Raw genomic sequence first — 21,797 nt, forward strand, 5'->3', positions numbered from 1 at the left:
CGCAAACCAACTAAGGAGCAGGACCCGCATGAGTAAACGCATCGTAGTCACCGGCATGGGCGCAATCACTCCACTGGGTTGTGGGGTCGAGCAGGTCTGGCAGCGCCTGCTGGCGGGACAATCCGGAATCCGTCAATTGCCGGAAGAGTTTATCCAGGATCTGCCCACCACCATTGGCGGCCAGGTGCCCGACGCGCTCGAAGATCCCCAGGCCGGCTTCGATCCGGACCAACTGCTGGCCCCCAAGGAACAGCGCAAGATGGACCGTTTCATCCTCTTCGCCCTGGCGGCGGCGGAAGAAGCCCTGGCCCAAGCCAACTGGAAACCCGATAACCCTCAGGCCCAGGAACGTACAGCCACCATCATCGCCTCAGGTGTAGGGGGCTTCCCAGCCATCGCCGATGCCGTGCGAACCACCGACAGCAAGGGCCCGCGACGCCTGTCACCGTTCACCATTCCTTCATTCCTGAGCAATATGGCTGCAGGCCACGTCTCGATCCGCCACAGCCTCAAAGGGCCACTGGGAGCGCCAGTCACCGCTTGTGCTGCCGGGGTCCAGGCCATCGGCGACGCCGCACGGATGATCCGCGCCGGTGAAATCGACATCGCCGTCTGTGGCGGAGCCGAGGCGGCGATCCATCGGGTCAGCCTGGGTGGCTTCGCCGCGGCTCGGGCCCTGTCCAGCGAGTACAACGACACCCCGGAACGGGCTTCACGTCCCTTCGATCAGGCACGGGATGGTTTTGTCATGGGTGAAGGTGCCGGGCTGCTGGTCATCGAGGAACTGGAGCATGCCCTGGCTCGGGGCGCACAGCCCATTGCGGAGTTGGTGGGCTATGGCACCAGCGCCGACGCCTACCACATGACCGCGGGCCCGGAAGATGGCGACGGCGCCCGGCGCGCCATGCAGCAAGCCTTGCGCCAGGCCGGCGTACAAGCCTCCCAGGTCCAACACCTGAATGCCCATGCCACCTCCACGCCGGTGGGCGACAAGGGCGAACTGGCCGCCATCAGGAGTGTATTCGGTACCGGCAGCGGCCTGGCCATCAGCGCCACCAAGTCTGCTACGGGTCATCTGCTGGGTGCCGCCGGCGGGATCGAGGCAATCTTTGCCATCCTTGCCCTGCGTGACCAGATCGCTCCCGCGACCCTCAATCTGGACAACCCGGACAGCGCCGCCGAGGGCCTTGACCTGGTGCGCGGCGAGGCACGCAAAGTGGCCATGGAATATGCACTGTCCAATGGTTTCGGCTTTGGTGGGGTCAATGCCAGCGTGCTGTTCAAACGCTGGCAGTAACGCATCAAGAAGACAGGCTCAATGTTGAGGTTTCAGCCGCGACAGGCTGGAACCTCTTCAGGCCCGTCAATCAGTTGAGGACGTCATTGAGCACTTCGTAGATGATCCCGCTGGCGATGGCCACCAGAATCAGGTCGGTTCCGGCCTGCCGCCATTCATAGCCGTCATAGCGAGGGAGCTGTCCCAGCAGCCGGTGGTCCAGCTTCTTGGCAATGCCCGGGGGCAGAGGTTTACCCCGAGCCAGATTTTTCTGGATGCCTGGAGGCAATGCCGGTCCCGGGCTCCAATAGTCACGATGCACACCCAGTATGCTCAGGACACTGCCGCGATCGACACTGGGGCCATGACTCCAATCATCGGCGCCTGACTTCTTGCCCTTGCCATGCCCACCCTGGTCATCCTGCGAACTGTGTTTGGAGTGCCCCTGCCCCTTGCCATTTCCGGGGTCGGCCAATGCCAGAGGGGAAGCGCCAGCCAGGAACACGCCGGCAAGAACAACGATCAACGAACGGGACTTGAGCATGTCGGTTCTCTTTAGGAGGCCAAGGTCACACTCAACTGTAGACGGCAGTTCCTGTCATTGATCGAAGATCAGGCAGATAGAGCTCCGCCTCCATCAGTGCTCATCAGGTCATCGGCCAGCTGAGGATCAAAGCGTGCAGCTGTACTGATACTCGAAGGGAAACATCAGCGTATCCACCACGCCGGAGAATGGAGCATCCAACGCCAGAAACGGCCAGAGCACACCGTTGTTCTTCTTAGCCAATGCCCAATCCATGCGTACGCCAATATAGGGGCAACTCAGGGGAGTAGTGCGAGTAATCAGGGCCGTGCATCCACTCAAGACAAAGATCAACACCAGCAACAACAGGCTTCGCAACACATAACTTCCTTTTTACGTTCATGACATGGGCACTCTGGACTCGGCGCCAGAGGCCGAGGCAGCGGCACCTGGCTATCAGGCCTTGTAGTCGCAATGGATCTGCAGGCTCTCCGTGTGATTGCGATGAATCTCGAAACCGTAACGCCTCAACACATCCTTGACCTCATCAACGACAGCCGAGTACCGCCCTTGCAACTGATGCTGCCGCGCCGGCGAAGTAAACACCCCCAACGGCAGAAAGCGCAGGCGCTTGCCATCAAAGACAATGGACACATCGATATGAGTGCCATCCACATCATGGCCATTGGAGCCGAAGATATCCTCCAGTTCCTCTTTACGCCCCGGATAACACAGGCAGAACAACCTGATCCCCAGCCAGCGTGACAGCGTCCTGAAAAACCCCAGGTAACTGCTTTTGCTCTCGTAGCCCCGGGTCACCAGCAACTGCACCGAACGCGGCAGACTGGACTGGACCTTGAGCAGTTGTAGAAAGACTTCGCGCTCCATCAACACCTTTGCAGACGGCCAGCGCGGCCCCACTCTCAAGCCTTGGTTGTCGCCCCTCTTGAGTATCAGCATGCAGATCGACCCTGGTCCTTTTTCACGGGCCGCAATGGTACACAGAGCCACCGCAAGCGTGCTGAAAATTCAAAAGCGCAAACAGCTATCAGCCTGCGACACCGCCCATCTTCTCCCGGTGACAGCGCACCCGCCGTTTAGTTAAACTGATCATGGCTCATAGCCATTACTCATTAGCACAGTGACCACAGGGGCTGTATGTACGATTTAACGAATCTGGTCATTGTCGATAGCCGCTTTGGATTGAATGTCCTGCAAGTCACCGCCGATCTGGTAGCCGGCGCCCTGGATGAACTCCTGGCCAATTGCGCAGGCGGCGCCAACATCACCCAAAAGCTGGATTACTCCATCCTGACGATCTATCAGGACAAACTCGCGGCGGCCATTCGCGACATGAGCCTTCCGCCCCTGTCCCTACCCTCTCCAGCCGATAGCCTTTGCTGAATCGAACAACTTGCCAGCACTTGGCAAGTTGAGCCCGAACCTGCGTTCATTCAGGTAAAGAACTCCCGACTCCACAAAGTGGCCGCTGCCATCCACTGTCGCGGCCTGGGTCCGAATCACTGCGAATCAGATACCAGCATCAGATACCAGGTAACAAAGCCTGCTAACACCATGCCATGCACAATCAGAAAGTGCCGCAGCCCAATGGGCCGCCCCGAGACCCACCAATAGGCGAAGACCAGCGGGTAGCACAGCAGGCAGGTCAGCCCCAGGGTAACGATCGTCAGGGTGCTGCCGATCCCAGGAAGAAACCCGGCAGAAGAACCCAGCAGAAAGACGACGAAGGCAATGCCGCCTAACGTGATGACAATGATTAAAAGAGCAACGATAGCGCGCTGGGCGTCGAGGCGATTATCCATAACTGACTACTTGCAATCCTTTTGGGCATGGCTGAGTTGGAGCCATAGTATCGGGCCAAACACCCAGCAGACGGTAAGACAAAATGTTGAACCTTGTGCCATCGGCGGCACATGCGCCGACCCGCTTGGCGGGCAAAATCCAGATTCTGCGCCAACCAGTGAACGGGCTTGCGTCGCCTCTCGCGGGCACGCGCAACATCGGTCACCTGGAACCTTTTCCCTCAATGAGGATCAGTGCTGCACATTTCCCTATCACACAGTAAGCGAGTGCCAGCATGGCCCTGAGAAAAACCGTCCTCTACATTGCATTGGTGTCCGTCGGCTTCTTTGCCGGGTACGCGGCAAAACCAACAAGCGGACTACAGGTCACGGCGGGACAACTGATAAGTTGCGGCAAAAGCACCATGCCGACTATCGAGATGTGATTGCCAGGCAACTCAGCACTCGATGACACAGCGCCCAATACTCAGCAATACCGGCTCAATCCACAGCGACAGTCGCCAACATCAGGCAGCCGGAAACGAAAAAGCCCGGCAAGCGAGCCGGGCCATAAGCAATCTTGAAGACTCACTTGGAAGACATGAACAACCAAGCGACAACAGCTGCACCAGCGGCCATATAGGTGCCAACCGTCTTGGTCTTCTCCCAGCCACCCTTCTCGGCCCAGGGCTTGCCTGGCTCAGACGAAACCTGCGGGTCTTTGTGCTTGGTCTGCTTGGCAGTAATCGAGGCAACTCGCTGCTTCAAGTAAGCGACTACTTCAGCCCCGCCCTTGCTGAAGCCTTCAAGATCCACCTCAACGACGCTTTCATGCACCGCCTTGTTACGTACGCTCGCAATCCAGCGAATCTTTTTCACCATCGGCGGGCTGATCATTCCCTCAACCGAGCTCAGTTTTTCATGCAACCCTCGGCCTGATGCGCCCAGCTGCAGGAGCAACGATTCGACCTCTGTCGAGATATCCAGTATCTGACCCCGCATACCGCCCTCCCTTTTCAATCGCGGCACTTTAACACCGGGGTTGTACCTGCCCAAGGCTCTGAACGTGCACACGAGCGTCCTTTGCAGGTTTCGTTGACCCAATCGATAAAGGCAATGCGCCATTAGCACATCCGCCCTAATCGACCCCCGCTGCCGGCCAGCCCTATATTCCTTCTCTTGGACGGTCCCGTGCGGCCGCGGACAAGCACCCTCAAGGAACGAAATATCATGGCGATCCCATTCCCCCACGCCAGATGGTTGCCGCTATCACTCATCCTGCTGTGCACCAGCGTCACGGCCCTCGCCAACCCTCAAGGTGAATACTGGATCGTCTACGGCAAGGGCGAGCGCTACCACAACGAGGTATTCGTCGCCGATGCCGCCGGCATCCTGCAAAAACCCCAGGGGGTGCAGTCGGCCATGATCATGCAGATCTTCGAAGACCCGGCGATGCCCGTGCTGGCGGCCTACGAGATCCAGTACAAGTGCAAGGAGCGCAAGGTGCGCTTCGACAGCGCCCGAGCCATGCGCCGTTTCGACCATGCCATGAAAGACGTGACCACTGCCCAAGGCTGGATCGCCCCGAAGGACTACTGGCTGCAGCGCACCTTCGCCTTCGTCTGCGCACCCGGCAACCGCGAACACAACCAGATGCTGCCAATGGGCAAGATGGCCGCCGGCCGCATGGTCGAGACCGTCCAGGCCATGTTCCAGCAACTGTACGGCATACAGGCCAACAGCGAGGCCGTGCAGAGCCTGGACGCAATGCTCGGCAACAGCCCGCAATGAAGGAGGCCGCCATGACCCGGCACCTACTTGCCCTCGGCCTGCTGTTGCCTTTGCTGAGCGGCTGCATACCCACCCTCCCGGAATACATGGCCGGCCAGCAATGGAAGGGACGCGACGCCAAGGAAGCCATCGACTTCTTCGGCCCGCCTGGACGCATGCAGCCCTCGCCCGATCGCAGCGAGGTGCAAATGCAGTGGTACCGCGACACCTCCTACGTAAAGAAGGAAGTGGTTGGCGGCTCCAGCGAGATGCAGGGCGGCGTGATGGTCCACACCAACTACTGGGACGACGTCACTCACACGAGCGGCTGCACCCTCTCCATGACTGTCGACAAGGCCAGACAGATCAAGGACTTCTCCATTCGTGGCCGCTGCACGGGCGTGGCCCTGGCGCCGCAGTGACTGGCCCGACATAAATAGCCCGCAGAGTACGATCGCCCATGGCCTTCAAGGATTGCTACATGAAACTGTTTCGGCCGCGTTCGGCCCTACCCGCTGCGTTACTTCTCTCTCTTTCCCTCTCCGGCTGCATGTCCGATCTTGATTCGGGTGCCTACGGCAGCATGGACGATCCGCGTTACGCGCAGTTGCTGGACCTAATGGACGCAGCACTCAAGGGGAACATGGCGGTGGTACTGGTGGCCGACGTAATGCCACACAAGTCGCTAAGCGACGCGCTGACCATGACTCAATGGACGCCGACGGTAATCTGGGAATACGAGAAAGATCCGAAGATCACCTTCGGCCGCAAGTTCCAGACCAATGCCCTGCAGAGAAAGCCTGACGAAACCTATCTGTTCAAGGCCTTCGAGGTGCATATCCTGCCGCCCGGCAAATACCTACTGACCGGCGGCGATGACTACCAGATCAAAGGATTGCTCGACCAGGTCGGCGCCCGCAGCGGCCCACCCGGTTCGGGTCGTGGTGCCAACGGTACTGCGTACCTGTCCCCCGAGCTGTATCGCGAGTACTACAGGGAAGAGGTCTGGAAGGACGCCACCTATGGCAGCGAGACCAAGACCGAAACTGTCTGTACCTCCGTGCTCAGGGCCTCGGGTGCCTGCGTGAGCTGGGGTGAACAGCAATATACCCAGACGACGGCGGGCTCCCCGGCCGGCTATTACCAACAGACCGATTCTCGCGACGTTCCCGCAATCAAGGTCCAGGCGCGCCTGCCGGTCGACAAGGCGCTCGCCAGTTTCACCATCCAGGGCGGGCAATTGCTGCTGGCCCCGCGCATGCATCTGAAGACCCCTGGCTACAAGTACCAGCAGTCGAAGTGCCGGGCGATCGATCCGAAAAAAGTCGAGTGTCCGCTCGACAACCTGACCGTCTACACCTGGCCGGCACCCATGAGCTTTACACAGAACCTCATTGAGCAGCGCAACCTGAGCGAGAAGCACCGGCAACTGCTGTCCAGGCTCCAGCCCATGCAGATCACGCCGCTGGGCAAGCAAGGCATGGAAGATCCCATCTGGGGCGTGCCGTTGTCGCTGCCCAAGTAAGGCAAGTCCGGGGGGTATTGGCTGCTCATCGAACATCGTGTTGAACATGGGCAGCCTGCCGATCAACGGTGGATGCCTTGGCTCAGTTCGACGCAGATGCATCCGCAAGCCACGCTCAATGAAGTTGCAAGGCAGCTAAATAGCCGTCCTCGGAAAACACTAGACTACGAAACACCCGCAGAACGATTTAGCCAATCTGTTGCATCGACCGGTTGACTCCACAGCCAGGAGCGGTCACCGCATAAAATCCGCGCTCGCGAACCGGCAAACCGGAACGCCTGCGGTGTCCACGCTCCTGAAAAAAGACTCAGTTGCCCAAGCACTTTAACAATAGGGCCAACACCCAGTCTTCTTGCGAAGCCAATGCCGCGCTGATCTCCTCGCATCTCCCATTCAGAGACAGCAGGTCGCCAGCCAGTACTTCTCCACTGGACATGCACATATCCAAAGCAACACTAAAAACCCCGCTACTTACCTGCTTGCTCTCAAAAACAAGCTCAACCTCTTTAGGGAAGATCGTCACGTAGACGAAGAGTATTTCATCCGCGTATGTGTAGTGGCCATGATTCCTTTTGAGTAAAACACTCTGGCTTGTCAAAGCCTTCTCATAAACATGATCTAGAAACCTTTGAAGGATGAACAAAAGCTCTGGCTTTTCAGCGCTCATTGGATTCCCTTGCGAGCAATAGACTTCAACACGCCATTCTAACCAACATCGACGGTGCCCAAGCTGCACAATGCGCAGGGGCGATTCAGTTTGGCGTATGGATTGCTCCATTTTTGCCCCACAACCTCACCTCCCTAACCAACAACCAGTTCGCCAAATGCAATCAGGGTAGCGAGAATAGGGATTCGAACCCCTTCCCGAATCTGCACAGGCCGCTTTAGGCCGATTGCTGCTGCACGATGAGAGTAAAAGATGGAGCTGTATAATGATTGATAGCCTGGAGGTTCAAGAGTTTGATCGCCTTGAAGAGGCGTTACTTGAAGCGAGCGTGTCTTTCGGTGAAATGACACGTCAGTACGCTCGCTATTTGCTCAGTCTGATTGACGGCGGTGTACTTGCTAGCATTTCTGATTCTAAGTTGAAGGTGCTGATTCCATATATCGAAGAAAGTATCCTGCGAGAACGTATAGAAAGCGATGGATATCTCCGGAGAAAGCTTGCACTAGAACTCTGGGCGGTAGAGAAACAGCACCGTCAATCAGATGAAAACTTTGCGAGTCTCATACGCTGTGTACTTTTTTGCTTTGAAACTGAAGAGCGCTGGATAGAGGAAGGCACAGGGGACACAACACCTATCTATCTTTACTTTCTGATTCTAAAAAAAATATTGCCTGACATAAGACAAGGCTTTATTAAAAGCTTTCAAGATTTTATTGCAGCCAACAGGAAACATACGTTCAAAGAATAGATCGGCCGGGCCGGGCATCTCCAGGCGCACATCGGCGGTGCTGCGCTGAAACGCAGCCAGGCGGAACTGATAGCGGCTCACGTCGCCGCGGGTGATGGTGACGGAGCCAAAGGCTTTGCCGCTCGTGGCTTTGCCCGGCCTACCGAGGCAACAGCAAAAGCTTGCCTTCGATACTTGGCTGATGACCCTCCTGAACTGGACATTCCCCTTCCCTCCCTTGATAGAAAATTCCACTCAAAGACCATAATTGAAAGGAACTACGCGGCCTCTCGACGAACCTCCAGCGCACCGTCAATCCAAGCCATTCAGGCCTTCCAGAGCTGACGAGTCCTCTCTTCGCCGAACTTCATTTTCTTGCCGACTTCCATCAGCAAGGTGTCTCGGCTGGTTGGGTAGCGCATCAAGGGGCAGAACGATACAGAGCTGATCATTCTGAATGTAGTCGGCTTCATCGAGGCTTGAGCGCTTGGCTGGCTCGTGCTCGTGCTCGTGCTCGTGCTCGTGCTCGTGCTCGGCAAAACGATGATTTCCTCGAACTCGCCGGGATGTTCGCCATTACTCGCGGTATATCTTAAAATGGCCGGCTGCCGACGAACCGTAATGACCATAGCCATGGACGGCTTCCATTCTTTACAAATAAGTGTGGTTTAGATGAACAAGCCTTTCATTTCGCTGTGCCCTGAAATTACTCGGGCGCACGCGCTGACATTAATGGATTGGTTGGAGGATGAGCGCGTTACCTGCTATCTGAGCGATTCACGCGATGTCTCCCGCTCCATCGAGCAAGTCATCGATCGAACTCAATTGCCGATCCTGACCCATCTGTTCAACCGGGGCGGCCGATTCTTCATGGCCTATGACCGGCATGACGCCCCGGTGGGCTTTGTCCGTCTGATCAAGACCGGCTCCAATTGCGAGATAGTTCTGGTCATCGGAGACAGCGACAAATGGGGCCGAAACCTTGGCGCCCGCACCATCCGCGAAGGCATGAAACTGGCCTTCCTCGACATGCGGGCCGAGAAACTCATCGCCAAGATCCACCCGGACAACACGCGCTCGCTGAAAGCCTTCCAGCGCAGCGGCTTTCTGCTTGAAAGCGAAACGCCGACATTGAAATCATTTTCCATGACGGCGGGGCACTATCTCCAGTTCTTGCGCGAAGGTACCGTTGCCGACGCCACTGAGATCTACATCACTGAAATCGACAAGGCCAGGCTCGAGAGCTTGATCGCACTCGAGCAAGGCCCGGCCGTTTTTGAACTCGAACATGAGCTTGAGCGAGCCATTGTCGTCAAGCCGCAGCAGGTGGCGCGCAATGTCGTTACGATGAACTCCAAGGCCTTGCTGCAACTGGACGACGAAGAGATCGAAGTGGCCTTGGTCTACCCGGAAGACGCGGACAGCAAAGCAGGGAAGCATTCCGTGTATTCCGATATAGGCGTCGCCATCCTTGGCTATCAGGAGGGGGACGCCATCGACTGGCGAGTTTCTGATCGGACCCGCCGGATTGAGATCAGGAAAGTGCTTTATCAGCCGGAGGCTGCGGGCGATTTCCACCTATAATTGCGCCTTTCGCTTGGTGTTCACCCATCAGACGCGAGGACTCCCCAAAGGACGGTGCCTCGCTTTCTGTGCCTGAGCAGCTCGTTGTAGGGTCAAGGGTGGGCGCGGAGCCAGTTGCGAAAGCAGGAGTCGGTAGAACAGATCTAGCCGGCTCCGGCGACAATTTGAATTCTCTAAATCGACGGATTCCCGTAATCCCCCAACCCAAATCAAATTGCCGCCACCGGCCACGGAGGGCGGCGCCTGCAGCATTGAAGAGCAAATAGGAAACTGACTAATTTAATGCTTACGGTCTCCTCCCAAGACCGAAAGCACCGCCGGCGATAGTGATCACGCTGCGAACTTTCTTCTTTTTCTTTTTTGGGCTGAATAAGAGTCGCAGGCATCTGGCTCTGGCGGCACCAGCCAGGTCACAAACTCTCATGCCTTCAGGGCCTTTGCATGTGTCGAGATGTTTGCGTAAGCGCTTAAAATTCTCGATCCAGGCGATGCAAGCCGGCTTCTCGGACACTCAAAACAGGAGGCTACGAAGAAGATCTACGTTCCCGTGGGCGTCATCGCGAACCCGACGAAATAGGAAAGTTTTGGTACGCCAGCACTTTCAAGCGGGCAATAAAAAACCCCGTAGACGTTAATCTACGGGGTTTTCAAGGGTGGAGGCCGAGGTCGGAATCGAACCGGCGTAGGCGGATTTGCAATCCAGATAAAACTTCATAATTTTCAGTTAGTTAATAACAAAACCGTTCCGCAAGCGGTATAATCTAGAGAGGCTGTAACCCACGGCCTATGCGGGGTATGAATTTGATTGCGGAACTGATTTGCGCCCCGCCTAGAGGCTCAGAACCCAATGACAGTTGCCACTCGATAAGCCTCTAGCCCTTCGTCCTCTCGCCAGTTCAGTCAATCCGATGATGAATCGGGCATGCCGAGTAAAAAATACTTACAATTCAGAATCTTACTCAAATTAATTCTTTTACTGTCGCAAAAATCCAGGAAACTGAATTCTGCTAGCGCTAACTGGCAGCTATCGACCCAAAGCTGCCTATTGCCAGCGACGACTATGGGCTGGCACCATCCGTTGGCGACTGCTGATTTGCAGCTCAAGCTGATAAATTCCGTGTAAAATTAAATCATTATAATAGTAAGTGCATCTTGAACTGCCTAGATGCTTGAAATCAAGGAAGAAGAAGTGGATAGTATTTATAAGCTTTATACCTCGCTCAAAAAAACACGCGGCCTTGACGAGCAGGTAAATCTCACACTGAATGTTGAGATGGGGTCTGCGCCAAAGTTTCTATCTGAATTTGTAGGTGGCTTTGGGGAAATATATGACGGCTACTCAACAACCACAAGAAAGTTTGAAATATTTTTAGATCAGGATGAGCGACGACTTAGGTTGAACTTCAGTGATGGAGCTCGTGAGACTCTTAACCCCCAGTTTGAGCGACTTCTCAACCCTATTGACCCTTTAAATCAACTTCAAGTAGTCCCGCTCAGTATCGACCAAACTTTACTCCTGAGCCAAGAGGGTGAGTTTTTTTCTAAAGAATACTTAGTTACTGGGAGTAATTGGTGGGGTCAGTAAAATCTGAACCGCATTTGGTTACCCCCCTAAGCGCCCGGGTGACCACGTGTAATTTTGTCGCAGACTGCTCTGAATTTTGGCTAGCTTGATCACTGGCCCTCAAGAGATTTGGTTTCTGCCATGCACTACGAACACATTACGTCATTGGAGGAGTTCCTTTCTCAGGTTGAAGGACATCTTTTGGAGCCTGGGCAGCGAGTACGCGTGTTGTTCCCAGCGACCGCAACAACCCCTTGGGACGGTAATGCGCTTGCCCGAGCGAATAGATCGCTATTGGGAAGCGTTTCAGGATCCGCAAATCTGTACGCCATTTTTACTAGTGACGACGATATATCAGAAAGCACACTCAGATATTTCGGAAAAACAACCAAGAAACTGGCACGACAACGCGTGACGAACCATCTCTTCCGAAAGCACAAGAAGACAGGGTCGAAGTTGGCTAACATCATGGCACATGCCTATGGCGGAGGAACGGTAGAGATTTCTTGGATAGAGGTGCACCCTGAGTCGCTCAGAAATTATCTTGAGGAAGAATTGATACATCGACACCCGGGAGCCGACTGGAACAGGGAAAATAGAGTTAATTTTAAATCTTCGCTCGAGGCTCTTAGTCTTAATCTGAAGGATACGGCTGGCTGAAATATGAGATTTTTTTGGGGCTGAAACAGGCCGCATCTGGCCGACTGCTACCGTTCGAGAATGGCGGCTCTCGGCCAAAAGCGGTCAGTCCCGTACGATGGCTTTTGCCCCTAATCAGTTCCTTCAATAGGCTTGGGCAGTTGAGGAGCATCTGTGCTAACGATGACGAGAATGCTTTCATGGATGGTGCAAAACTGATACCTTCCGATCGCTCATGAAACTCAGCATCGCTGAGTATCGAGATGTAGATTAAAATAGCTAAGCTACGGTAGCGAACAATTCTATTTTCTGGAAATAAAACTAATTTTTGCCGGCCTAGAAAATAATGCCTTCTAAAAATCCATTAAGATTAGCGGATAACAAAAACGCGAATGAAGTAGCAATAGTTGATGCCTTTGCTCTTTGCATTATCATCGCCTGCTCATTTATAGCGCCAATAATTTTAATTTTTGTTTGTGCAGAAAAGAAAGACTGGACGGCTTGGATTCAGGCGATTGGGAGTGTGGAAGCTATCATTGCTGCAGCTCTCATTGCGGTCGGTACTCATCGTATGAACATCAAAGCTCAGCGCGCTAGGCAGGCCGCAGAGCATGCGCGCACTCTCTCTAACCTGAAAAGTTTGATTGAGGAAACGTACTCCTACCTAGTTTATGTTCGTGACCACGCTAAGGGAGGCTTTGATAAAGCTGGCTCAGCGGTGCTATTTCCTCCTACGCTTGGAAGTAACAAGAGCAGTTGGTCTGATTATGGCTGGAAGGCTTCAGACATACGAAGAAGTATGTCGTTATTTGAAAAGAATATTGAGCAGCTGTCGACAATTGGCTTCACCAACCTGGATGATCCATTTCTTACTAGGAATATATTGACCTTCATCTCCTATAGTAGAACCCTGCTTGAAGAGATAAGCGCAGGCTGGGATTTGTTGGATTCAGACAAAAAAGATGAGGCCGAAAATTGCGCTCCTGAAAATTCCGATTCATTTAAATATCCTCCAGGCACACCAAATTTGTCGCCGACTCAAAAGAAGATTGGCTTGTCTCATGCCATCGCACGAGGCTTTATGACCTATTATTTTGAGAATGATTTGCCAGTATTAATCCATAGCGTCTATGAAAAAATAATGATTCGATTTGATACGGAATGTGGCGCGCAAGACCTTCCATAAATGGTTTGACAGCAGGTATTTACGACCGTCCGCAACGGGTCGAAAGGAGACAATCACACGCCGATTGTGCTCGGGTATTAGTGCAAAAAAGCCCTACAGCCCCAAATAATAAGAGCTGTAGGGCTTTTTAGATGCTGCCGTATATTAAGCCACTTGGCATTAAATGGCATTGATTGGCGTACAGATTGCCCCATTTTTGCCCCATGCCAACCGACACTGAGCCCGCACCTAGGGGCCAGGCTTAAAGGCTGTCCTCGCCCTCCTGCACCGTCAGCGCCCTCCACCTAGCCGACTCTGTGAACTCCAGCATGTCAGCCAACTCGCCGGCATCGCCCCCGGCCGGCGGTGCTGTCGCCAGACCTTGCCCAGGAATGGATTGCGGCTGATATGCCCAGTGCTCATGCTGAACAAATTGCGCTCAATCTAGGCGAACCGGCCGAGATGCTCGAATGGCATAGAATAAGTAACGCAGTTGGCAATGTGCGCAACCAAGGCAAGGAACTAATTGCGCCACTTACCACCTGAAGTACCTCTTATTTGGAAAGCGTATTTTTCAGCACATTGTAGTGCTCATCAATTTTTTCTAACTGCTTCATCGCATTCAACTTCTGAACTTTCGTTATCGAACTTAGAAGGTCCCGACGCGCCTTGCGATCCCCCTCCAACTCTTCCAACTGATCGGCAACCCCAGGTAACAATGATGGCGCAACGAGCAGCTTTTCTGCCGCCTTCCCCAGCAGCACCAGGTGCAACGTCAGCCCAAGCACTGCTGAAACCTGACGACCCGAAGCAAGCTCGTGCACTGGCACGCCCTGAAGGGCTCTAACCAGACCAGCCGTAACCTCTGCGTGATACACGTTCCATAGAGTTGCGTTGCTGCCTGCTTCCTCGTCAATCAACTCAATGGCCGCCCGAACCTCGCGCGCGTATTCATAGGCAGCCTCAGCTATAGAGAAAATAGTTTTTTGCCTGAGCAGGCCCGCCTGTTCTATTGAACGCCGGGATACATATATGGCTACGGCCAAAGCAAGTAATGCCCCGACAGCCTGGATCCATGCGGGCGCCGATGGATTCGAGACCCACCCCCAAACCAAACTCTTAAACGCTGACCACTCAAGTTGCATGTCACACTCCCCGGAACGAACTAAGACCTGCGGCCCAGCAAACCAAGACCGCAGACTCAATCACATCAGAACAACAGCCCGCCTAATTGTGCAGGAGTCCAGTTCATGATCACCAGCTCGCCGGTAACTTCTGCCTTGCCATGGCGCTGGTTGGCGGTGGTGTAGCGGATGTCCAGGCACTCGAAGTGGAAGCCGTCGAACGCCCGCCGGATGTCCGGGTGGTCGTTGATGCTGACCATCACCCTACTCTTGCAGCGCCGCATGAAGTCGGCTATATGCTCGTACTCCTCGAACGGGAAGTCGACGCCGTAGCCGGCGGTCTGCCAATAGGGAGGGTCCATATAGAAGAACGTGTGCGCCCGATCGTAGCGCTCGGCGCAGGCGAGCCAGGACAGGTTCTCGACGTAGGTGCCGGCGAGGCGTTGCCAGGCGGCAGAGAGGTTCTCCTCGATGCGCAACAGATTGATGGCGTGGCCAGTCGTTGCGGTGCCGAACGTCAGCCCGGTCACCTTGCCCGCGAAGGCATGGTGCTGCAGGTAGAAGAATCGGGCGACACGCTGAATGTCGGTGAGGGTTTCCGGGCGGGTCATCTTTTGCCATTCGAAAACCTGTCGCGAACTGAGCGCCCACTTGAACTGGCGCACAAACTCCTCAAGGTGGTTCTGCACGACCCGGTACAGCGTCACCAGGTCGCCATTGATGTCATTAAGGACTTCAACTGGCGCGGGCTGAGGCCGCAGGAAGTACAACGCGGCACCGCCAGCGAAGACTTCAACGTAACACTCATGGGGTGGAAAGAGAGGAATAAGCCGGTCGGCCAGACGGCGTTTGCCGCCCATCCAGGGGATGATAGGGGTAGACATTAAAAGCAAGACCTTTGCTGTAGAGAGAAACAGGTGCTAGGCTCGCCGCGCTTTGTGCACAGAGCAGGAGCCTTGGCTGGACTTGCAGGACCATTCTGCGGGGACAGCGCCCGGGTTAGATGTTGACGCATCTGACCCGGTCGCTCCTTTTCACTTCGTTGAAACGATTTCTTTGATGTAGCTCTGGCAGGCCGCCAAAGCGATCAATCCTTGGTCACCGTCGCCGGTGATGGCGACAATTCGTTGAGCAGTCGTTGGGTCAAGCTCGGCTCGCGCGCTTCCATGAACCACGCCGCAGGTGCCGGCGGTGGCTGGCAACCCACCGCCACCACCCGAGGCGGCGGTGTTGAGTAGGACTGACAGCCGGAGATCAGCAGTAGCCAGCCGATCACGCAGGCGAGCTTGGTTCGTTTGAGCATCGCGCAATTCCTTGTAGTGGGTTTCGTCATTCGCCTGCAGGCGGTCCTCCAGGGCCCGGCGGGCATCCTGTTGGGTTTCCTGCCAGTTGATCACCGCCGTGGCGGCCTGATCGCGGTCCCGGCTGTACGCCTCGGCCTGATCAGCCAGATCCTTGCCGTAGGCGTTGGCCTGCCACGTCCAGGCCAGCCAACCACCCAGGGCAAACCCCAGCACCAAGGCCAGGACCGGCAACAGCCACCCCGGGGCCTTCAAGGCAGCACCTTCAATGCACGCTCATACAGTGCCTCACGATCCGCCAGGCCGTTGGTCCCGCCATTGATGCGCTTGGTGATCGTGAGAAAGTCGCCCCTGTCGGCCAGGGTGTTCAGGCCCGCACGCTGCCAGAACCAACCCGCCGACATCGCAGCGTAGACCGGGCTTTCCAGCAACTCAGGGGTGTTGAGCAATCGAGCATCGCTGAACAGCGCTTCGCTACAGGCTTCATAGTTCGCCCGGCCGGTGACCTGGATCAGCCCCCTACCCCGGTACTTCTGGCCGTCGCCATCGGCCTGCGGGGTATTGCCCAGCCGAGCGGCCAGAGTGCCGGTGTCGTACTTGCTCAAGTACTGGTCGTTGCCCAGCTCGCGGACATAACGTAGCTGGCCCGATTCGTGGCCGATCTGCGCGATGAACGCAGCCATACGCAGGCAGGTGATGATCGCGTACTTGCTCATGGCGGCGTTGAGAGCAGGAACAAAAACGCCGGCTTTTGCGCCGGCGTTGGGGAGGATCTGCAGCAGCTGCTGCGCGGTAATCGTCATGCCTGATATCTCCAGTGATGGTGGGGTTAAAGCTGCACAACCTTGAGCGGCTTGGTTTCTTTCTTTTTCTTGCCCTTGGCTTTCGCCTTGCCATTCTTGCCGCCGTTGCACTCGACCGTGGTGCTCCACCCGGACTGGGTGAACACCTGCTCGACCGAGTCCACCAAGTACTCGCCATCGAGGCCGGCCTTGAAGCCCTGGGCATTGATCATGCGCTCAGCGAATAGATCGGTTCGGCCGGGCATCTCCAAGCGCACACCGGCGGTGCTGCGGTTGAATGCCGCCAGACGGGCCTTAGCGGCCTGCTCAGCGGCGGACTTGTTCGGATAGATATGACGGTCGGTGTGCACCGGTGGCAGGCCGTCCGGCGAGTCCTCATTGCCCAAGTCGACGACCCGCAGCTTTCCGCTCTTCTTGTCCTGGTGCTTGGTCTGCACCGCCTTGTGGGTGCTCTTGTCACCCAGGCGGAACTGATAGCGGCTCACGTCGCGACGGGTGATGGTGACGGTACCAAGGGTCTTACCGCTCGCGCTTTGCCCGGCCTGTCGGGGCAGCACCAGCAGCTTGCCGTCGGCCACCTTGGCCGTGCAGTCGTACTGCTTGGCCAAGCGGGTGATGAAGTTGAAGTCGGATTCATTGAGCTGGTCGACCCGGGGCACCTTGGTGGTGACCGGGCAGACCGGCTGCCAACCATTGCGAATCGCTACATCGCGCACGATCTGCTGCAGCGGGACGTTTTCCCAGCTCCCGCTGCGGGTGGTCTTGCCACTGCCGCGCATGTCACTGGCCTTGCCCCGGATCTCGATAGAGTCGGGCGGCCCCGTCACCACGACCTCGTCCACCATGTAACGACCCAGGCGCGTCAGTGACTGGCCAGCGTAGCCCATGAACACCTCGATGCTGGCGCCACGGCTGGGCAGCGCCACAGCGCCGTCGCGGTCGTCGATGCGCAGCTCAAACTCGTCCGACTCCATACCCGGCTTGTCCGAGGTGCGCAGGGTCAGTAGCCGGTCATTGATCAGTGCGGTGATGTTCTTTCCGTCCGCAACGATTCGGAATACAGGCGTCATGCAATAAGCCTCCCCCTGGGTGACAGTGCGACGGGGACTTCATAGAATCCCCAGCCGTTGCCCCTACAGGAGTTGAGAAAGTGAAAAGGATTTTTGGATTGACGCTGTGCCTATTAGCCGCCTCGATGGCACAGGCAGAACAGAAACTGCGAGTTATAGACCTGGGTGACGATGCGCCGGTGAGCGCCGAAGCCGCAGAGCGCGGCAGGCAGGCCATCGCCGCCCAAGAAGCAGCAAAGAAGATCAAACCCGAGGAGGCCCGCGACTTCCTCAAACGCCTTAACAAGGCAGTAGAGCATGGCCAGAACCTAGCCAAATCCGGAACAATGGACAGCAAACAAGCTCGTGAGCAGGCCATTGCGCTGAACAAGCTACAAGACGAAAGCGACCGCTTCGGATCGCTGTTTGCCCCCTTCGCTAAATGTCGTTCCGCCGCAATCGACGCGGCTTCATCCTGGCAGGGCATGATTTTCAAAGATGCTCGTCAGTACTCCGAAGACAACACGTCCTACCAGGCCAACGCCAAGGAATGCGCCAAGGCCGCCGGCTAATCCCACAACTGCAGCGCGGCCTCCGTCACCGCCGGCAGCTCCGGCAACACGATCAGCACCCCAGCCCGGAACGGCTGGGGCTCATCGGCCAGCCCCTGGTTTGCATCCAGCACCGCTTCGACACTGCCATTGAGGTGCCCGTAATACTGGTGACACAAGGTGTCGAGCAGATCCCCGTCAGACGTTCTGCATGTCGTCGCCATAGCTCACGAACTCCATTGAAAAGCCCTGTTTACGCGGGATGCCCCCGGCCAGCAGATGGCTCTGTTCTTCCTCAAGGCTGGTCAGGCACCAGGTGCCCAGCACTTCGCCATAGCCCGTGGTCAGGCTCAGCGGCTGCAGGCGTCGCCCGATGCTGCGCAGTTTTTGCAGTTGGCCCAGACCACCCTTGAACCCAGGAAACACCGCGCCCTTGAGGGTGATCTTGTCGTCACCCTGCCCTACCGCCTGCTGCGCGATGCTGCGGGTCAGGCGTTCCTGAGCAGCCCAGCGGAACCCGGTCTGACGCCGCAGCTCTTCAAAGGCTGCGGTGTCGAGGTTGAAGTAAAACGCTGCACCGGCAGCCCGGAACGGCTGAATGATCAGCAGGTGCGGGAACGGCTTCACCGCCTCGGCCGCCGGGGTACCCAGGTTGCCGAATGAACCGGTCGGGAGGATGTTGCCCAGGGAAGGACTGACCTGCCCACCGATCCGGTTGATCGCAGCACTGGCCTTGGCGGTCTGTTCCTGCAGCGTACCGAGCCGCTGCTGGATCTGCCCCGCCGCCGACACGGCCTGGCTGTACTTGGCCGCCACCTCACCGACCACGGACTGCGCGGCGGTGATGCCGCGCAAGGTCCGCTGCAGCTTTGCGCCCATCTCAGGCCCCACAAACGGGATGTTCTCCAGCTCCGAGGCGGCGCCGGTAATCTCGCTGATGGCTCCGTTCAGCGGGGTCAGCATGCCATCCGCACTGCTGCGGCCCGCCTCCCCCGCTTCAACCAGGGACTGAAACCCCGACTGCAGTTGCTCCATGTACGCCATGGCACCTCCTTAAACGTGTGGTTCATCCGACAGCTGACGAGCCGCAGCCTGGCGGCTGTACTCGTCGAACATCCGGCGCATATAAGGCTCAACCTCCCGGGCCACCTGAGCCGGGTCTTTAACGTCCCCCTGCACCGTGACCTGCAGGCTCGGCGAGAAAGCAAATTGCTGGTCGACCTTGGGCACCTGCTTCGCAGGCTCGGGCGCCTTGAGCATTGCCGGCACAGCTGCCGGCGGTGAGGCGGTCCCCATGGAGCGCACCACCTGCCCCATCATCGGGGGTGTCTGTCCGGTCTTGAACGATTTCGCGATGTCACCCAGGACCGGAGGAATGTCCTTTCCGGCGTTGACCATCATCAGCGGCCCCGCTGCCGGCATCCGCTTGAGCGAATCGTCGGAACCAAACATCGCTTTGCCGGCATAGGAGCCCAGGGCATCCCCTCCCAGGTAACCGACAGTGCCCCCGATGGCGGCACCGATAGCCCCACCAATGGCAGTGCCAAGCACTGGAACGACAGAGCCAATGGCCGCACCGGCAGCCAACCCCATTTTTGTCCCGACCAAAGCACCCGCCAGACCGCCAGCCGCGCCGCCATAGCCCTCCGCTTTCTCGTCCTTGGTCTTGGCATTCTGATAGGTATCCGCAGCCTTGAGACCTGCACCCAGTACCGACAGGATGGCCCCACCCTTAAGCACCGGTGCCAGCCCCTTGAAAAGGGAACCGACACCCTTTAAGGCCGTCGAGCCTAAACCCACCGCACCTTTTGCAACGGTCCCCACACCGCCGCGGCTAAAGACATTCCTGAGCGCCTGGCCGACACGACCAAGCCGCCCCGCCCTTCCTGCACGGGTTCCCTTACCGCCTTTACCACCCTTCTTTTCCCTGCCGCCATCGAGGTCGTAGTCGCCACCACCCAACCCGCCGGCGTTAGTAACGAACACCCGCTGAATCACGTTCGGGTTACCCATCAACGAGCCCCGGGCGACATTGAGCAGGCCCTTGCCGATTTTGAAAGCGGATACCACGCTCTTCAGCGCGACCAGCCCTGCGCCCAAGGCGGTGATCCCCATCACTAGGGGCGGGGCTTTCTCCGCCAGCCCAGTCAGCGACCTGGCCACCGTGGTGATGTGCTTGGCTACCGCATCCGTTGCCGGCCGCAGAGCATCCCCCACTGCCCGCATACCGTCGTTCATCGCGTGAGCTGTTTCGGCCCAAAGCTGCGATGAGGTTTCCCGGCGCTCGGCCAGGTTCTTGTCGAGGATGCCCTTAGCGCCTAGCGAATCTTTCTTGAGCTGCTCGTACAGCTCCCGGTTCTGCGAGTACGCCGTCAGCGCCGCTTTGACCTGCATGTCGGCGAACAGATCGCCGGTTCGCAACGACTGCTCCAGCGCATCGAGCATGGCCTTAGCCTTGGCCGGATCAACCTCCTTGCTGATCTTGGCCTGGGCCTTCTCCATCTTCGCGGCCTTGGCCGGGTCGGTCGCCTTGATGTACTTCATGGCCAGGGCGAAACTCGACTCTAGGGTCGACATGCCACCCTGAATACCGGTGTTGAGAGAAGCGTGATAATCAATACCGGCATCCTTATACGCCTTGACCACTTCCCCGGAGCCAATCTTTTCCATCCAGTTTTTCAGGTTGTTGGCCGCTTCATCTGTTCCGCCGGCGGTCTTCATCTGCACCTGCAACATCGAGCCGAGCTGACTCACCGCATCCATGCCGTAAATCTTCATGTTGCCCATGCTAGCCAACAACTGGGGAAACCAGCGCGCCATGTCGGACGCCTCAAAGCTGCCCGCCTGCCCCTGCAGGGCAATGGCCTCCAGGGCCTTCTCCATAACTTTGGGGTCAGTGATATTGGCGTTCTGCTGCAGCGCCTGGATCATGTTCGCCGTGTCGACCCCAGTTGCGCCCTGCCCCACAGCGAACTTGGCCGCCACCGGCGCATAAGACAGCGCCTTGTCCAGCTCCATGCCGGCACCGACCAACTGGTTCACCAGGTCGGCCACATCGTTGCGGCTCATCCCTGTGTCTTGCGAGGTCTGAATGATGGTGCGGGTCAACTGGGCTTCTTGTGGCTTGTTGGCCACGTCCGCCTTGATCGCAATGTCACGTATGATCGCCTGATAGTCCGCGCTTATCTTGGTCGGAATGGCCACCGCCCCGACCCCGGCCACTGCCTGGCCGATGCTGGACTTAAGGCCCTCCTTGCCCTGCTGGATCTGCTGGTGCCCCTTGAGCTGCAGATCCGCCCCCCTGGCCACGCGGCCGAGTGCCTGATACTCCTGGCGCAGTTTGTTTACCTGAATACCCTGCTTCTGCAGGCTGCTCAGGTTTCCCTCCAGCTTGCGCAACAAACCGGCGGCCGAGGCCGCACCGGTTTCGTGGGCCTTCTTCCATTCATCCCGCAGGCGCATGGTTTCGCCGATGGTGTTCTTCAGCACCTTGGCCTTGTTGCCTTGTTCCTCCAGCTTCTTGATCCGGCCCTCAACCGTCTTGAAGGCTGCCCCCACCGTCGAACTGACGGCGCCGCCGATCACCAGCCCCAACGCCAGTTTGCTTGCCATCTGATTCACCTATGCCCGAGTTGATGGGCTCAGTCCGTGAGCCACCAGACCATGTCGGAAAACCTCATGGTCATGATTTCCTCGGCGGAGAAATGCAGCTCGCTCGCGAGCCGCT

General features: G+C 57.1%; 26 protein-coding genes and 1 pseudogene. 11 read left to right on the plus strand and 16 right to left on the minus strand.

Annotated elements, in window-relative coordinates:
* Positions 1-28 precede the first annotated feature (28 nt).
* Positions 29-1,297, plus strand: coding sequence for a beta-ketoacyl-ACP synthase II (fabF, locus tag P7C00_RS18665; protein ID WP_346635490.1), 1,269 nt, complete (start codon positions 29-31; stop codon positions 1,295-1,297).
* A 70-nt stretch (positions 1,298-1,367) separates the two neighbouring features.
* Here fabF and P7C00_RS18670 read toward each other — a convergent pair whose 3' ends face one another.
* From P7C00_RS18670 to P7C00_RS18680, 3 genes are all read right to left on the minus strand, one after another.
* Positions 1,368-1,820: an anti-virulence regulator CigR family protein gene (locus P7C00_RS18670; protein ID WP_346635491.1), complete on the minus strand. Its 453-nt coding sequence runs from the start codon at positions 1,818-1,820 to the stop codon at positions 1,368-1,370.
* A gap of 126 nt (positions 1,821-1,946) precedes the next feature.
* Positions 1,947-2,180, minus strand: coding sequence for a YceK/YidQ family lipoprotein (locus P7C00_RS18675; protein WP_346635492.1), 234 nt, complete (start codon positions 2,178-2,180; stop codon positions 1,947-1,949).
* Between the two features lie 75 nt (positions 2,181-2,255).
* Positions 2,256-2,687, minus strand: coding sequence for a hypothetical protein (locus P7C00_RS18680; RefSeq protein WP_346635493.1), 432 nt, complete (start codon positions 2,685-2,687; stop codon positions 2,256-2,258).
* Positions 2,688-2,957: 270 nt separating this feature from the next.
* On the opposite strand from P7C00_RS18680, the gene P7C00_RS18685 reads away from it, so the two are divergent.
* A complete protein-coding gene (locus P7C00_RS18685) occupies positions 2,958-3,203 on the plus strand; it encodes a hypothetical protein (protein ID WP_346635494.1) in 246 nt (81 codons plus the stop codon).
* Positions 3,204-3,319: 116 nt separating this feature from the next.
* Here the strand turns inward: P7C00_RS18685 and P7C00_RS18690 are convergent, their stop codons facing one another.
* Positions 3,320-3,622, minus strand: a complete 303-nt coding sequence (locus P7C00_RS18690; RefSeq protein WP_346635495.1) for a hypothetical protein — start codon at positions 3,620-3,622, stop codon at positions 3,320-3,322.
* Positions 3,623-4,189: 567 nt separating this feature from the next.
* Positions 4,190-4,603 (minus strand): hypothetical protein, encoded by a 414-nt coding sequence (locus P7C00_RS18695; RefSeq protein ID WP_346635496.1) that lies wholly within the window; start codon positions 4,601-4,603, stop codon positions 4,190-4,192.
* Between the two features lie 228 nt (positions 4,604-4,831).
* On the opposite strand from P7C00_RS18695, the gene P7C00_RS18700 reads away from it, so the two are divergent.
* From P7C00_RS18700 to P7C00_RS18710, 3 genes are read left to right on the plus strand one after another with little or no spacing between them, the layout of a single operon-like run.
* Positions 4,832-5,392 carry a hypothetical protein gene (locus tag P7C00_RS18700; RefSeq protein WP_404937049.1) on the plus strand — a complete coding sequence of 187 codons (561 nt, stop codon included), beginning with the start codon at positions 4,832-4,834 and terminating at the stop codon, positions 5,390-5,392.
* Between the two features lie 11 nt (positions 5,393-5,403).
* Positions 5,404-5,793, plus strand: a complete 390-nt coding sequence (locus P7C00_RS18705; protein ID WP_346635498.1) for a hypothetical protein — start codon at positions 5,404-5,406, stop codon at positions 5,791-5,793.
* Between the two features lie 59 nt (positions 5,794-5,852).
* Positions 5,853-6,896, plus strand: a complete 1,044-nt coding sequence (locus P7C00_RS18710) for a hypothetical protein (protein ID WP_346635499.1) — start codon at positions 5,853-5,855, stop codon at positions 6,894-6,896.
* Between the two features lie 307 nt (positions 6,897-7,203).
* Here P7C00_RS18710 and P7C00_RS18715 read toward each other — a convergent pair whose 3' ends face one another.
* On the minus strand, positions 7,204-7,563 hold the full coding sequence (locus tag P7C00_RS18715) for a hypothetical protein (protein ID WP_404937050.1): 360 nt from the start codon (positions 7,561-7,563) through the stop codon (positions 7,204-7,206).
* 265 nt (positions 7,564-7,828) lie between these two features.
* Between P7C00_RS18715 and P7C00_RS18720 the strand changes: the two genes are divergently transcribed.
* Positions 7,829-8,311 (plus strand): hypothetical protein, encoded by a 483-nt coding sequence (locus P7C00_RS18720; RefSeq protein WP_404937051.1) that lies wholly within the window; start codon positions 7,829-7,831, stop codon positions 8,309-8,311.
* Here the strand turns inward: P7C00_RS18720 and P7C00_RS18725 are convergent.
* Positions 8,294-8,480: pseudogene (locus P7C00_RS18725) on the minus strand (hypothetical protein); the annotation flags it as partial. The gene P7C00_RS18720 and the pseudogene P7C00_RS18725 sit on opposite strands and share 18 nt — an antisense overlap.
* 136 nt (positions 8,481-8,616) lie before the next feature.
* The gene (locus tag P7C00_RS18730; protein WP_404937052.1) at positions 8,617-8,925 is read right to left on the minus strand and encodes a hypothetical protein; all 309 of its coding nucleotides are present in this window, start codon (positions 8,923-8,925) and stop codon (positions 8,617-8,619) included.
* A 37-nt stretch (positions 8,926-8,962) separates the two neighbouring features.
* Between P7C00_RS18730 and P7C00_RS18735 the strand changes: the two genes are divergently transcribed.
* The 4 genes from P7C00_RS18735 (at position 8,963) to P7C00_RS18750 (ending at position 13,263) form a co-directional block, all read left to right on the plus strand.
* Entirely contained in the window at positions 8,963-9,874 is a 912-nt protein-coding gene (locus P7C00_RS18735) for a GNAT family N-acetyltransferase (RefSeq protein WP_404937053.1), read from the plus strand.
* 1,165 nt (positions 9,875-11,039) lie between these two features.
* The gene (locus tag P7C00_RS18740; RefSeq protein ID WP_404937054.1) at positions 11,040-11,459 is read left to right on the plus strand and encodes a hypothetical protein; all 420 of its coding nucleotides are present in this window, start codon (positions 11,040-11,042) and stop codon (positions 11,457-11,459) included.
* A gap of 120 nt (positions 11,460-11,579) precedes the next feature.
* Positions 11,580-12,098, plus strand: coding sequence for a hypothetical protein (locus P7C00_RS18745; RefSeq protein WP_404937055.1), 519 nt, complete (start codon positions 11,580-11,582; stop codon positions 12,096-12,098).
* Positions 12,099-12,423: 325 nt separating this feature from the next.
* Complete coding sequence (locus P7C00_RS18750; protein WP_404937056.1) at positions 12,424-13,263, plus strand: hypothetical protein; 840 nt, start codon at positions 12,424-12,426, stop codon at positions 13,261-13,263.
* A 533-nt stretch (positions 13,264-13,796) separates the two neighbouring features.
* Here the strand turns inward: P7C00_RS18750 and P7C00_RS18755 are convergent.
* The 5 genes from P7C00_RS18755 to P7C00_RS18775 form a co-directional block, all read right to left on the minus strand.
* Complete coding sequence (locus tag P7C00_RS18755; protein ID WP_404937057.1) at positions 13,797-14,387, minus strand: hypothetical protein; 591 nt, start codon at positions 14,385-14,387, stop codon at positions 13,797-13,799.
* Between the two features lie 65 nt (positions 14,388-14,452).
* The gene (locus P7C00_RS18760) at positions 14,453-15,250 is read right to left on the minus strand and encodes a DNA adenine methylase (protein ID WP_404937058.1); all 798 of its coding nucleotides are present in this window, start codon (positions 15,248-15,250) and stop codon (positions 14,453-14,455) included.
* A 150-nt stretch (positions 15,251-15,400) separates the two neighbouring features.
* Positions 15,401-15,922, minus strand: coding sequence for a lysis system i-spanin subunit Rz (locus tag P7C00_RS18765; protein WP_404937059.1), 522 nt, complete (start codon positions 15,920-15,922; stop codon positions 15,401-15,403).
* Positions 15,919-16,470 (minus strand): glycoside hydrolase family 19 protein, encoded by a 552-nt coding sequence (locus P7C00_RS18770; protein WP_404937060.1) that lies wholly within the window; start codon positions 16,468-16,470, stop codon positions 15,919-15,921. Before P7C00_RS18770 ends, P7C00_RS18765 begins: the two co-directional genes overlap by 4 nt.
* Before the next feature lie 26 nt (positions 16,471-16,496).
* A complete protein-coding gene (locus tag P7C00_RS18775) occupies positions 16,497-17,540 on the minus strand; it encodes a phage late control D family protein (protein ID WP_404937061.1) in 1,044 nt (347 codons plus the stop codon).
* Between the two features lie 80 nt (positions 17,541-17,620).
* Between P7C00_RS18775 and P7C00_RS18780 the strand changes: the two genes are divergently transcribed.
* Positions 17,621-18,091 (plus strand): hypothetical protein, encoded by a 471-nt coding sequence (locus P7C00_RS18780; RefSeq protein WP_016966892.1) that lies wholly within the window; start codon positions 17,621-17,623, stop codon positions 18,089-18,091.
* On the opposite strand, the gene P7C00_RS18785 is transcribed toward P7C00_RS18780, so the two are convergent.
* The 3 genes from P7C00_RS18785 to P7C00_RS18795 are packed head-to-tail and all read right to left on the minus strand — an operon-like array spanning position 18,088 to position 21,682.
* Complete coding sequence (locus P7C00_RS18785; protein WP_102863714.1) at positions 18,088-18,294, minus strand: tail protein X; 207 nt, start codon at positions 18,292-18,294, stop codon at positions 18,088-18,090. The genes P7C00_RS18780 and P7C00_RS18785 overlap by 4 nt on opposite strands.
* Positions 18,269-19,114 carry a phage tail protein gene (locus P7C00_RS18790; protein ID WP_404937062.1) on the minus strand — a complete coding sequence of 282 codons (846 nt, stop codon included), beginning with the start codon at positions 19,112-19,114 and terminating at the stop codon, positions 18,269-18,271. The genes P7C00_RS18785 and P7C00_RS18790 overlap by 26 nt, the downstream gene beginning before the upstream one ends.
* A gap of 9 nt (positions 19,115-19,123) precedes the next feature.
* Positions 19,124-21,682, minus strand: a complete 2,559-nt coding sequence (locus P7C00_RS18795) for a phage tail tape measure protein (protein WP_404937063.1) — start codon at positions 21,680-21,682, stop codon at positions 19,124-19,126.
* Positions 21,683-21,797: the final 115 nt, after the last annotated feature.

It is taken from the genome of Pseudomonas sp. JDS08PS003, assembly GCF_045013505.1.
GTDB classification, from domain to species: Bacteria; Pseudomonadota; Gammaproteobacteria; order Pseudomonadales; family Pseudomonadaceae; genus Aquipseudomonas; species Aquipseudomonas protegens_B.